The sequence below is a fragment of the Nocardia brasiliensis NBRC 14402 genome (assembly GCF_000308475.2).
GTDB lineage: Bacteria > Actinomycetota > Actinomycetes > Mycobacteriales > Mycobacteriaceae > Nocardia > Nocardia brasiliensis.
In genome coordinates this window covers 1-12,413 of record NZ_BAFT02000096.1, presented here as the reverse complement: position 1 = coordinate 12,413, position 12,413 = coordinate 1, and the positions used below count along the sequence as shown (strand labels likewise).

Sequence of the window (12,413 nt, the reverse complement as noted above, 5' to 3'; positions counted from 1 at the left end):
CCCAGTATGGCCCAGGCCAATAGCATGGCAGTCGTGCCCGAACAGGTCGACTCCCCCGAGCGCAATATCCCGCCGCAGCCGCCGGCGGCCGCTCAGCGGCCCCGCTGGGGCCTCAGCGTGCTGGATTGGGTCCGGATCGCGCTGCTCGTCGCCGGTGTGCTCTGTGTGCTGACCGGACTGCTGCCCAGGGCCGAAGCCGCGGACAACATGCGCCGGATCGGTCCGCTGCTGCTGTTCCTCGGCAGCGTGATCGTGCTGGCCGAGCTGACCCGGCAGGCCAAGGTGTTCGATGTGATCGCGCACCGGCTCGCCATCCTCGGGCGCGGCTACTATCCGGCGCTGTTCCTGCTGTGCGTCCTGTTCGCCTCGGCGACCACGATCCTGCTCAATCTCGACACCACCGCGGTGCTGATCACGCCGGTGATGCTCGCACTGGCCGCGCCCGCCCGGATCCCGCCGCTGCCGCTGGCCATGACCACGCTCTGGCTCGCCAACACGGCCAGCCTGCTGCTACCGGTCTCCAATCTCACCAACCTGCTCGCCGCCGACCGGGTCGCGCTGACCGCGACCGAATTCGCCACGAAAATGTGGGCGCCCCAGCTGGTTTCGATCGCGGCGACGATGCTGTGCCTGTGGCTGTGGTACTGGCGGCGCGGCAGGCGCGACACCGACCGTTACCTGCCGCCCGAACCGGTGCGCCCCGCGAACGCGAAAGAGCGTGCGCTGCTGTACACCACGGCCGGCGCCTGTTTGCTCTTCATCGTCGCGATCCCGTTCGTCGGCGATCGCATCGGGATCGCCGCGACCATCGCCGCCGCCATCGCGGTGCTGGCGTTCGCGGTGTTCGACCGCCGATCCCTGCGGTGGTCGCTGATTCCTTGGCAGCTGCTGGTTTTCGTCGTCGGCCTGTTCCTGGTGGTGCCCACCCTCGGCAGGCTCGGGCTCTCGGACCTGATGCACGCCTTGATCGGCGACGACTCGGGCGCGGCAGGTGCGTTCCGGGCCGCGGGCGCGGGCGCGGCGCTGTCGAATATCGCCAACAACCTGCCCGCCTACACCGCGGGCGAGGCGGTGGTGCCCGCCGCGAATCACGATCAGCTGCTGGCCCTGCTCATCGGCACCAACATCGGGCCGGTGGTGACGCCGTGGGCGTCCCTGGCCACCCTGCTCTGCCTGGAGTTCTGCCGCACGCACAACGTGCGCGTCCCGATGCTGCGCTTCGTGCTCACCGGGTTCGGACTCGCGCTGCTCGGTACCGTCGGCGCGGTCGCGGCACTACTCGTCGCCGGATGACGGTGGGCGCGCGCCTATCCCGGCCCCGGCAGGCCCGTCACCCGCACGGCACTCGCCGATTTCACCAGCAGGGTCAGTTCGGGCAGCACCGCAGGACCGCCCGCGATGAAATCCACCTCGCCAGTCGGCAGATCCAGACGCTCGTCGAGGGTCGTACCCTCGAAATCGGTGATGTGCATACCCGATTCGCGGGCGAGCAGCGCACCGGCGGGCAGATCGATCAGCCCGGCCCGATAGCCGACGAACCCGTCGATATCGCCGCTGCTCAACATGACCCAGCACAGCAGCGGTGACCAGAGTTGGATCAGGCGGCGCGAGGACGATTCCAACGTCAGCCGCAGTGCGCGGGCGGTCGAATCGGTGCGGGTGACCGGGTAACCCTGGAGCCACGCGAGGACCGGGGCCGCGCTGGGCCGGGGCGCCGTCGGTACGAGCGGGCCGTTCGGTCCGGTGGCGCCGCGCCCGCGCACCGCCGTCCAGGTGCGCTCGGCGATCGGCTCGTGCACCACCCCGACGACCGGAGTCCCGTTGTGACACAGCGCGATACCGACCGTGCAGACGGGCAGCCCGATCGCGATGTTGTTGGTCCCGTCCAGCGGATCGACCACCCAGCACCAGGCCTCGTCGCCGCTGTCGAGCGCACCGGATTCCTCGGCGAGGATGCGGTGCTGCGGGAACTCGCGCCGGAGGTGACCGAGGATGATCCGCTCGGCCCGCAGGTCCAGGTCGGTCACCACGTCACCGCTGGCGTCCTTGGTGCTGACGGTCAGCGCCCCGAGCAGACCGTCCCGGATCGCCCGGCCCGCTTCGACCGCGGCGGTGACCGCGACGTCCGCCGCCACGTCCAGCAGTGTGCCGGGCAGCACCTGATGCATCACGTCGCCTGTTCGCATCGGTTCTCCAGTCGGTTCGGTCGGGTCTGCAGATGATCGAGCACAGTTTGCGCGGCGCTGCGGGATTCGGTTGGGGTGCACGGGGTTCGGTACACCCAGTGGTCGGTGGTGGCGAGCGTGCCGAGGGAAAGGTCGGGGTGGCCACGGTTGTCCTCGCCGAGTACCACGGTCGCCGCCGCACCGCGCACGTCGGACACGTGGAACGCACCGTGCGGCAGGGTGTAGACCTCGCCCGCGCGGAACTCCTCCCGGGAACGGGTGCGATAGGTGACCAGACGCTGCGTCGCGCGCACCAGGTCACCGTCCGCGGCACTCTGGATCTCGAACAGACGATGCGTGGGACGTGCGGGGGCACTGTCGATTTCGAGGATCTCGTTGCCGACGGTGCCGTACAGCACGGTGCTGAGCAGATCCCAACTGTGCGCGTGCATCGGCGAGGTGGTCGGCTCGGCGTGCCCGCCCTCGGTCCAGACGTGCACGCAGACGCCGAGGCCCTCCCCGCGCCACACCGGAAAACACAAGAACCCCAACGGATGCCGCACGGCGGTCAGATCGGCACTACCGTCGACGACGCCCGCCAATACGTCACGAGCCCAGCGACGCACCGCATTCGCGGCGTCCTCCGCGGCGAGCAGCGTGCGTAGTCGGGCGTATTCGTTCATCAGTACGGATTCCTGGGCTGCAGCGCGCGACGCACGATATCGGCGACGTCGCGATCGGTGAAAGCGGCCGGTAACTCCAGACCCAACGTCTGGAACACGCCGCGGACCTGGTCCACGGTCGGCTCATCGGACAGCGGGAGTTCCTCCGTGCGACTCAGCGGAACCTGCTTGGTCTGCTTGAAACTGGCGACCAGCTCGCGATTGAAATCGCGATAGTAGGGCTTGTCCCGCTCGAACATCATGGCCGGGGTGTTCGGATTGTCCTGCGTGACAATGACGCAACTGGAGGACAGATCCCAGCGGAAGGTCGTCATCACCGCCGACAACCCGATGTCGATGGTGAGGAAGGTGAACCGCTGCCGATACCAGCAGCCCGCGAGCACCGTCGCGTACGCCTCCTTGCGGGTGCGCTCGGTGGTCCACAGCTCGCCGGTGCGGTCGGCTTCGGGCTGCAGCGAGGAACGGAACTGCGCGTAGGTCTTGCACAGCTGCTCGTCGGTGGGGTCCAGGATCTCCAATTGCACGCGCAGCGGGCGTTGTTCGCGCCGGGCGTTCTCCACGCATTCGCGCAACGTGACCGCGCGAATGTAGGTTCCCGTGCCGCCCTTGAACATCCACTGCTCGGTGCCGCGCCGGGCGAGGGTGTGCGCGTGGCCGATCTCGGGCCCGTACAGCAGATGCACCGAGGTCGCGTCGCGCACCGCCTTCGCCGACAGATGCCGATCGCGCAGCAGCGTGATCGCGACCAGGCCGAGCACCAGCAGCATCGCGGCATTCACCTGGTCGGTGCCGATGACGTCGAGGAACTGCAGCAACCCCACGGTGATCGCGAGAAGTACCGCGAAAGAACCGTCGACGTTGTTGCGGAACCAGATCAGAAACCGTGCCATGCGCTCCCCTGCGTTTCCACCAGAATAGGCGGCCCGAATCGCTCCGGACGAGGGAAACGAGAAGTCGTGCGCGCCAACGGACGTCCCTGGCATGGTCGCACGGCCGCGGTTCCCCGGCACGGGTGGCCCACGGCACAGCCCGCCGGCTTGACCTCGAGTGCGGTTGAGCTACCAGGATGACAACCGGCCGCAGAGAACACTCGGCGGCCGGATGCCCGGCGATCCGGGCGGCCCGCTCCCGCCGGTTCCCGTACACCCCCGGCGGGAGCGTACGGGCCCGAACACACACGCACCCCTGCTGTTTCCCGCACCCGCTGCGGTGAATCGGAACGGGTGCGCAGAATCGGCAGGGGTGCGTGCGGAACGCTTACGCGGGCGTCGTCGGTTCCCACTCGTAGACGGTGACGTCCGAGGACCCGGTGGTGTGCACCGGATCGGCGAACGCGAGAGCCTTTGCCGCGTCGAGATTTTCGGCGTGCACGAAGTACGCGCCGCCGGTCCCGTCACCGAACTTGGCGCTCTCCACCAGCTGCGCGCCCAGCTCTTTCAGGAACTGCTTGTGCGGCGCGATCACGGCCGGGTCGAAGCGCGGTGTGCGCATCGCCAGCACGAGGAACTTCTTCACGCCTCGGGCTCCGGACGCGGCGCGCGGGTCGCCGCCGCCGCGGCCCGGACCTGCGGCGCGACCAGCACCACCTGACCGAGCACGCCGTTGACGAACGACGGGGAGTCGTCGGTGGACAGCTCCTTGGCCAGCTCCACCGCCTCGTCCACCGCGACGACCGGCGGAACATCGTTGGCGTGGAACAACTCCCACACCGCGATGCGCAGGATGGCGCGGTCCACGGCGGGCAGCCGGGACAACTCCCAATCCTTCAGATAGGACTCGATGGTGCCGTCCACCCGGTCGAGGTCGTCGGCGACGCCCTCGACCAGCGTGTGGGTGTAGGCGTGCACCGGCGCGACCGCCTGGTCACGCGTCGCCAGCTCGGTCCGCTCGTCGAGCAGATCGGCCGGATCCACGTCGCGCGCCTCCGCCTCGAAGAGCAGGTCGACGGCCCGGCGCCGCGCCTTGTGCCGCGTGCCGAGCTTCTTGAACGTGGACTTCTTGTCCAACGGCTGTTCAGCCACAGTCACCATTATCCTGCTCGCGCGCGGCGATCAGGCGTTGACTCGGCCGAGGTAGCTGCCGTCGCGCGAGTCGATGCGCAGCTTGTCGCCGGTGTTGATGAACAGCGGGACCTGCACCTCGGCGCCGGTCTCCAGGGTGGCCGGCTTGGTGCCGCCGGTGGAGCGGTCGCCCTGCAGGCCGATGTCGGTGTGCTGCACCTCGAGCTCGACCGTCACCGGGAGCTCGACGTAGAGCGGGGCGCCCTCGTGCGTGGCGACCTGCACGGTCATGTTCTCCAGCAGGAACCGGGCGCCGGGGCCGATGGTCTCCTCGGAGATGGAGATCTGATCGAAGGTGTCGCCGTCCATGAAGACGTAGTCCGAACCGTCGTGGTACAGGTAGGTCATGTCCCGCCGGTCGACGGTGGCGGTCTCCACCTTGACGCCGGCGTTGAAGGTCTTGTCGACGACCTTGCCGGACAGCACGTTCTTCAGCTTGGTCCGCACGAAGGCGGGGCCCTTGCCCGGCTTGACGTGCTGGAATTCGACGATCTGCTGAAGCTGACCGTCGATCTTCAGCACAAGGCCGTTCTTGAAGTCGCTGGTGTCCGCCACTGTCCTCGGATCTCCTAGTTCGTAAACAACATGGGGGTCGAACCGGCGTCAGTCGACGACGGTCAGGTCTTTGCCGGTGTTGGTGAGCAGCTCCGGGCCCCCTTCGCGCACCACGAGCGTGTCCTCGATCCGGACCCCGCCGCGGCCGGGAAAGTACACACCAGGTTCGACGGTCACCGCCACGCCAGACAGAAGTGTACCGGTTCCGTTTTTCGCGAGTCCGGGCGCTTCATGGATCTGCAGCCCGACCCCGTGACCGAGGCCGTGCACGAACAGGGCCCCGTGCCCCGCCGCCTCGATCACGCCGCGCGACGCGGCGTCCACGTCGGCGGACTTCGCGCCCGGCCGCAACGCCTCGCACCCGGCCTGCTGCGCGGCCCGCACCAGCTCGTACACCTCGCGCTGCCAGTCACTGGGCGCGCCGAGGACGAAGGTGCGGGTCATATCCGAGTGGTAGCCGCCGACCGTCGCGCCGAAGTCCAGCTTGACGAAGTCACCGGCGGCCAGCACCGCCTCGGTGGGCCGGTGGTGCGGGACAGCCGAGTTCGCGCCCGCCGCGACGATGGTCTCGAACGACACCGCCTCGGCGCCGTGCTCGAACATCGCCCATTCCAGATCCCGGGCGACCTGCCGTTCGGTACGACCCGGCCGCAAGCCGCCGCGCTCGAGCAGGGCGGCCAGTCCCGCGTCACCCGCCGCGCAGGCCGCCCGCAGCTGCTCCACCTCGTAGGCGTCCTTGACCATCCGCAGCTGCTCCACCAGGCCGGGGGTGGCGACGAACTCGAGCCCGGTGCGCTGCTCGACGAAACCGCGATGCTGATCCACCGTGACGATGTGGCTCTCGTAGCCGATCCGGCCGAGCTGCCACTCCCCGGCCAGCTCGATGATCCGGCGGGCGGTGGCCTTGGCGATCTCGGCGCGCAGATCCGGCACCTGCTCGGCGACCTGGGTCCGATAGCGGCCGTCGGTGCCGATGACCGTGCGGTCCTCGGCGTTGCGCATGTCCCAGGAGTGCACCAGTAACGCCGCGTTGGAACCGGTGAAGCCGGTGAGATACCTGAGGTTCACCAGATCGGTGACCAGCAGACCGTCCACTCCGTTCTCCACCAGCAGACTCCGCAGCGCGCCACGCCGCGCGGCGTAGTCGGGTGCATGGCCCACGTGATCAGCACACATGTGTCAAAGCTACCGCCGACACGCCGAATGGCCACATACAACACGTGTACCGAGCGCTGCCCGGACGCTGACCCGTCGCCATTTCGTGGCCGCGGTGTGCCGGAATTCCGTTGCCGCTCATCGATTTACACATACCGGTCGGCATGCGAGGTGCCTGGTGTTCACATCTGGAAAAGTTGTCCCCATTCCGTGCCCGAGGGGTGGTTGCGGGGCGCGATCGGACGAGGCTGGACGACATGACTTTCCTCGCGTTCGCCGCCCTCCTCGCGTGGTGCGCGGTACTGAGCGTCAGCGATCTCCGACACCGGCGACTACCGAACGAACTGACCGGTTCGGGAGCCCTCGCGGTCCTCGGATACGCCCTGTCCACAACACAATTCACAGCCGCGCTGCTGGGCGCCGGCCTACTCGCACTCCCGTATCTCACGATCCACCTACTCGCTCCTGCGGCGTTCGGCGCGGGAGATGTGAAGCTCGCGGTCCCGCTGGGGGCGGCCGCCGCGCTCGGGGGTGGTCAAGCCTGGATGGTCGCCGCCCTCGGTGCACCTGTGCTCACCGCCGTTGTCGGCCTCGTCCTGCTCGTCACCCGCCACATCCGAACACCTACCGCCCCGCCCCCTCCCCTACCGCACGGCCCCGCAATGTGCCTGACCACGGTCACCGCCCTGGCAGTCGCTTACGTCCACTGAGGTACCCGTCCCGAGCCTGGACCTCGGACGGGTGTCCTGGTTTCGCGCTTCGCACCCGCTGCGGCCAGCCATTTTGCGAGGGCGGGAACGCAGAAAGGTGCGTTTGATCGCGACGGGGAGCACGGTGAGTGGACCAAGCGACAGATAGGTCGGGGTTCACAGAGGGTTCGCACGGTTCACAGGGGTTATAGCTGCTGTGAACCGTATGGAAAGTCTGTGAATCCCGACCAGATACAACGGCGCCCGCTTCGACAGCGCGAGGCAGCGGCTGGGATCTGCTGACGTTCGCCGCACGGCTGCTCGGGAGCTGCCGAAGTGTTTACGAACCCAGTTTGTGTACCTGCTACGGGAGTTACATGGAGGGTGCTGAGCGCGTCGTGTGCCGTACCCGGCTGTAGGCGCACGTCAGGTGCGCGGGGTGGGGGTTCCGGCGTGGTCATCTGGCTGTGCTTGCGTCCCGAGCGGTGAAACACGGCGAGGCACCACGCCGGACACGACCACGCCGTGGGATCTCGGGCAACCGGGTCCTTGGCTTCCCGCACCACTTCCGTGTTCGCGCACCCGCTGCGGCTAGCCATAGCGGGTGCGGGAACGCAGAAGAGGTGCGCGTTTGCTCGCGAAGGGGAGCAACGTGAGCGGACCAAACGACAGATAGGTCTGTGGGTCCTCGTCTCGAGCGGTGAAACACGCCGAGGCGCAACGCCGCCCGCTCGATACCGCTGGCCAACCCGTCGGTGCACTCCCGAAACAGCATCACCGCCCGGTGACCACGGCGGAACACGGCACCGCCGTCTGACACGCGCCTACCGCCGGGAACCTCACCTGACGCGTGCAGCACCGTCCATGCCAATCGCGGGGTTCAACTGCGGGTCGGTGCGGAATCGGGCGAACGTGCCTGCCATCACGGCGGGCCGCGTGCCAGTCCTGGGGCGTCCACATGGGAAGATGGAGGACGTGTTGCGCTGGATAACTGCCGGAGAATCCCATGGTCCCGCTCTCGTCGCCCTCCTCGAAGGAATGGTGGCCGGAGTCGAGGTGACGTCCGACGAGATTTCCGCGCAGTTGGCGCGCCGCCGGCTGGGCTATGGGCGTGGAGCCCGGATGAAGTTCGAGGCCGACAAGGTGACCATCATCGGCGGCGTCCGGCACGGGCGCACCATGGGCGGACCGGTCGCGATAGAGGTGACCAACTCGGAATGGCCGAAGTGGACGACGGTCATGTCCGCCGACCCCGTCGACCCGGCCGAACTCGCCGACCTGGCCCGCAACGCCCCGCTCACCCGTCCCCGCCCCGGGCACGCCGACTACTCCGGCATGCTCAAATACGGCTTCGACGACGCCCGCAACGTGCTCGAGCGCGCGAGCGCCCGCGAGACCGCCGCCCGGGTAGCCGCGGGCACCGTGGCCCGCAACTTCCTACGCCAGGCGTTCGGCGTCGAGGTCGTCTCGCACGTCGTCTCTATCGGTACCGCGCAGAACAGCACCGGCGTGGTCCCGACCGCGGCCGACCTCGCGGCCATCGACGAGAGCCCGGTGCGCGCGTTCGACAAGGACGCCGAAGCCGCGATGATCGCCGAGATCGAAGCCGCGAAGAAGGACGGCGACACCCTCGGTGGCGTCGTCGAGGTGGTCGTCGACGGCCTGCCGGTGGGGCTCGGCTCGTTCATCAGCGGCGCGGACCGCCTCGACTCGCGACTCGCCGCGGCGCTCATGGGCATTCAGGCCATCAAGGGCGTCGAGGTCGGCGACGGTTTCGAGACCGCGCGCAGGCGGGGCAGCCAGGCGCATGACGAGATGCGGCCGGGCCCCGACGGCGTGCTGCGGTCCACCAACCGCGCGGGCGGTCTCGAGGGCGGCATGACCAACGGCGAAGCGCTGCGCGTGCGTGCCGCGATGAAGCCGATCTCGACCGTGCCGAAGGCGCTGGCCACCGTCGACATGACCACCGGGGAAGAAGCCGTCGCGATCCATCAGCGGTCCGACGTGTGCGCGGTGCCCGCCGCGGGTGTGGTCGCCGAATCCATGGTCGCGCTCGTGGTCGCGCAGGCCGCGCTGGAGAAGTTCGGCGGCGACTCGATCAGCGAGACCCTGGAGAACATCACCAGCTACGTCAAGCGGATCGGCTCCCGCCCGCACCTCACCCCCGCCGACACCAGCCCACAATGATCGTGCAGACCGATCCGCGCGCGCCGCGCGTGGTGCTGGTCGGACCGCCCGGCGCGGGGAAATCGACGATCGGCCGCAAGCTCGCGAAGGAACTCGGCGTCGAACTCTACGACACCGACGCGGGCATCGAACGCGAGACCGGACGCACCATCCCCGAGATCTTCGCGACCGACGGCGAGCCCGAGTTCCGCCGCATCGAGGAGCGGGTGGTGCGGCGCGCCATCCTCGCCGAACGCGGGGTCGTTTCGCTCGGCGGCGGTGCCGTGCTGTCCAAGGACACCAGGGCGCTGCTGCGCAACCGCACCGTCGTCTACCTGGAAATCAGTGTGGGCGAAGGACTTCGGCGCACCGGCGCGAGCACGAGCAGGCCGCTGCTCAACGGCGCCGATCCCGCCGCCAAATACCGCGAGCTGATGCGCAAACGCCGCCCGCTCTACCGCGAGGTGGCCACCGTCCGGGTGCGCACCGACGGCCGCAGCCCCGGCCGAGTGGTCAAAATGGTGTTGGCCAAGCTCGGTCTCGAACCGGTGCACCCCGATACCGGAACCGAATGCGACCCGACCACACCGCCCCTGATCCAGAACGCGCCAGACACCGCGAAACCACAGGGCAGCAGCCGCTCCCGCGCCCGCCGCCGAGCCCGCGCCCGAGCCGCCGCCCGCCGCGCAGCCGGCCTGACACAACCCGAAACCACCGACACACCGTCGGTCCCCACCGGCAAATCCGGCACGACCTCGTCCGCCCGCAGCTGGCGATCCCGCCGCGCCACCTCATCGAAAAAGACCACCCCGGAACAAATCCCACTCCCCGACCACCCCACCGACACCGCACCCACGAAACCCGAAGGCCCACTGACCCGCCGGTGGCGCGCACGCCGCCCCGCCGGCCCCCCAACCGCGTCGACGAGCGCCGTCGAACCGAGCGGCACAGGCGGCGCGGACGGCACGGTCGGCGCAAGCAGCGCGGGCAGCACGAGAGACTCGGGCAGCGCGAGCAACACGACCGGCGCGGGCAATACCACCATCTCCAGCAGCACGGCCAACTCGAGCAACGCGGGCGGCACGGCGAGCGCCGACGGCAGGGCCGGAGCGGTCGGTCCAAGTGGTGCGGGCGGAGCGACTGGGCCGACTGGCACGAACAGCGCGACCGGCGGAGGCAGCGCTACGGGCGGATCGACCGGTGCGCACCACATGACCCGCGCGGGCAACGCAACTCACGTGAGCGACGCGGCCGTAGCAGGCGACGCGATCGCGACGGGCAACGCCGGCGAATCGAACGAGCAGTCCGGTGCAGCGGAGGAATCCGGTGCCGGTGGGTCGAGTGGGCGGGCGCGGCGGGCGCGGGCTCGTCGGGCACGGGTTCGGGCACGGAAACAGCAAGAAGCAACTACAGAATCGGAGCAGTAGTCGTGAATGAGCCGAGTCGTATCGAAGTTCGTACCGCCGACCCGTATCCGGTGATTATCGGCCGCGGGTTGCTCGGTGAACTCGTCGAGTCGGTCAGCGGCGCGACGAAGGGCGTGCGGACGGTGGCGATCTTCCACCAGCCGCCGCTCGCCGAAACCGCCGAGGCGGTGCGTAAAGCGTTGGCCGACACCGGCCTCGACGCGCACCGCATCGAGATCCCGGACGCGGAGGCGGGTAAGGAACTGGCGGTCGCCGGGTTCTGCTGGGAGGTGCTCGGCCGGATCGGCTTGACCCGCAACGATGTCGTGGTGAGCCTCGGCGGCGGCGCGGCCACCGACCTGGCCGGTTTCGTCGCCGCCACCTGGATGCGCGGCGTCCAGATCGTGCACGTGCCGACCACGCTGCTGGCGATGGTGGACGCGGCGGTCGGCGGCAAGACCGGTATCAACACCGAGGCGGGCAAGAACCTCGTGGGTTGCTTCCACGAGCCCGCCGCGGTGCTCGTCGACCTGGCGACGCTGGAGACGGTGCCGCGCAACGAGATCGTCGCGGGCATGGCCGAGATCATCAAGGCCGGTTTCATCGCCGACCCGGTGATCCTCGAACTGGTGGAGCGCGATCCCGAGGCGGCGCTCGACCCGAAGGGCGACGTGCTGCCCGAGCTGATCCGGCGCGCGATCCAGGTCAAGGCCGATGTCGTCGCCGCCGATCTGAAGGAGTCCAGCCTCCGCGAGATCCTCAACTACGGCCATACTCTCGCGCACGCGATCGAGCGGCGCGAGCGCTACCGGTGGCGTCACGGCGCCGCCGTATCCGTCGGCCTGGTTTTCGCCGCTGAACTCGGCCGGCTCGCGGGTCGCCTCGACGACGCCACCGCGGACCGGCATCGCGCGGTGCTGGAAAGTGTCGGCCTGCCGGTCAGCTACGACGCCGACGCCCTCCCGCAACTGCTGGACTCGATGCAGACAGACAAGAAAACCCGCTCAGGTGTGCTGCGCTTCGTCGTCCTCGACGGACTCGCCAAGCCCGGCCGACTCAAGGGCCCCGACCCGACACTGCTCGCCGCCGCCTACTCCGCGATCGCCCGCGAAGGCACCCCGAGCGCCGGCGGCATCCTGCTCTAGGCCGCGCGCGAATCTGCCCCCGCGCAACAGATTTGCCTCACCCGCAGGAATTCATCGACGAGTTCCTGCGGGGGACGCCGGTCCGCACGAACCAGCCACGACCGACCCGTCCAGAGCACCTCCCACGCACGGGATGCACCGACAAAGTCATACGCAATCGGCCGAACTGCGCAACACCGACAACCGACGGAGTCGGATTCGCCTCTCACGCAAGGGAATCGCGGAGAAGTCGTCGACTTCGGCTCGGCTGCAACTCGCCCGTCCGGCTCAACCGTGACCCGTCCGACTACAAAAGCGTCCGGATCGGCCGCATACCGCGCCGACCGAACGGCCCGCGCGGTGCAGCGAAGATCGCCGATCCACTGACGTGCTTGCCGTACCAGCGAACC

General features: G+C 69.0%; 11 protein-coding genes and 1 pseudogene. 5 read left to right on the top strand and 7 right to left on the bottom strand.

The features are described 5' to 3' along the window. The first annotated feature begins 24 nt into the window (after positions 1 to 24). Positions 25 to 1,293, top strand: a complete 1,269-nt coding sequence (locus tag TY25_RS32345; protein WP_042262666.1) for an ArsB/NhaD family transporter — start codon at positions 25 to 27, stop codon at positions 1,291 to 1,293. A gap of 14 nt (positions 1,294 to 1,307) precedes the next feature. Here the strand turns inward: TY25_RS32345 and TY25_RS32340 are convergent, their stop codons facing one another. The 7 genes from TY25_RS32340 to TY25_RS32310 form a co-directional block, all read right to left on the bottom strand. Next, complete coding sequence (locus TY25_RS32340) at positions 1,308 to 2,186, bottom strand: inositol monophosphatase family protein (RefSeq protein WP_226887266.1); 879 nt, start codon at positions 2,184 to 2,186, stop codon at positions 1,308 to 1,310. Further along, on the bottom strand, positions 2,168 to 2,848 hold the full coding sequence (locus TY25_RS32335) for a hypothetical protein (RefSeq protein WP_042262621.1): 681 nt from the start codon (positions 2,846 to 2,848) through the stop codon (positions 2,168 to 2,170). Before TY25_RS32335 ends, TY25_RS32340 begins: the two co-directional genes overlap by 19 nt. Beyond that, on the bottom strand, positions 2,848 to 3,738 hold the full coding sequence (locus TY25_RS32330; RefSeq protein ID WP_014986475.1) for a hypothetical protein: 891 nt from the start codon (positions 3,736 to 3,738) through the stop codon (positions 2,848 to 2,850). The genes TY25_RS32335 and TY25_RS32330 overlap by 1 nt, the downstream gene beginning before the upstream one ends. Before the next feature lie 367 nt (positions 3,739 to 4,105). Next, the gene (locus TY25_RS32325) at positions 4,106 to 4,363 is read right to left on the bottom strand and encodes a YciI family protein (RefSeq protein WP_042262619.1); all 258 of its coding nucleotides are present in this window, start codon (positions 4,361 to 4,363) and stop codon (positions 4,106 to 4,108) included. Further along, complete coding sequence (gene nusB, locus TY25_RS32320) at positions 4,360 to 4,869, bottom strand: transcription antitermination factor NusB (protein WP_014986477.1); 510 nt, start codon at positions 4,867 to 4,869, stop codon at positions 4,360 to 4,362. The genes TY25_RS32325 and nusB overlap by 4 nt, the downstream gene beginning before the upstream one ends. 30 nt (positions 4,870 to 4,899) lie before the next feature. Beyond that, positions 4,900 to 5,463 carry an elongation factor P gene (efp, locus tag TY25_RS32315; RefSeq protein WP_042262614.1) on the bottom strand — a complete coding sequence of 188 codons (564 nt, stop codon included), beginning with the start codon at positions 5,461 to 5,463 and terminating at the stop codon, positions 4,900 to 4,902. A 48-nt stretch (positions 5,464 to 5,511) separates the two neighbouring features. Beyond that, positions 5,512 to 6,639, bottom strand: coding sequence for a M24 family metallopeptidase (locus TY25_RS32310; protein ID WP_042262612.1), 1,128 nt, complete (start codon positions 6,637 to 6,639; stop codon positions 5,512 to 5,514). 236 nt (positions 6,640 to 6,875) lie between these two features. Between TY25_RS32310 and TY25_RS32305 the strand changes: the two genes are divergently transcribed. The 4 genes and pseudogenes from TY25_RS32305 (at position 6,876) to aroB (ending at position 12,024) form a co-directional block, all read left to right on the top strand. Further along, positions 6,876 to 7,328, top strand: a complete 453-nt coding sequence (locus tag TY25_RS32305; protein ID WP_042262609.1) for a prepilin peptidase — start codon at positions 6,876 to 6,878, stop codon at positions 7,326 to 7,328. A gap of 945 nt (positions 7,329 to 8,273) precedes the next feature. Further along, positions 8,274 to 9,494, top strand: a complete 1,221-nt coding sequence (gene aroC, locus TY25_RS32300) for a chorismate synthase (protein ID WP_172595803.1) — start codon at positions 8,274 to 8,276, stop codon at positions 9,492 to 9,494. Continuing rightward, positions 9,491 to 10,009 (top strand): annotated as a pseudogene (locus TY25_RS44285) (shikimate kinase); the annotation flags it as partial. The gene aroC and the pseudogene TY25_RS44285, both read left to right, overlap by 4 nt. Before the next feature lie 893 nt (positions 10,010 to 10,902). Then, on the top strand, positions 10,903 to 12,024 hold the full coding sequence (gene aroB / locus TY25_RS32290) for a 3-dehydroquinate synthase (RefSeq protein WP_042262606.1): 1,122 nt from the start codon (positions 10,903 to 10,905) through the stop codon (positions 12,022 to 12,024). Positions 12,025 to 12,413: the final 389 nt, after the last annotated feature.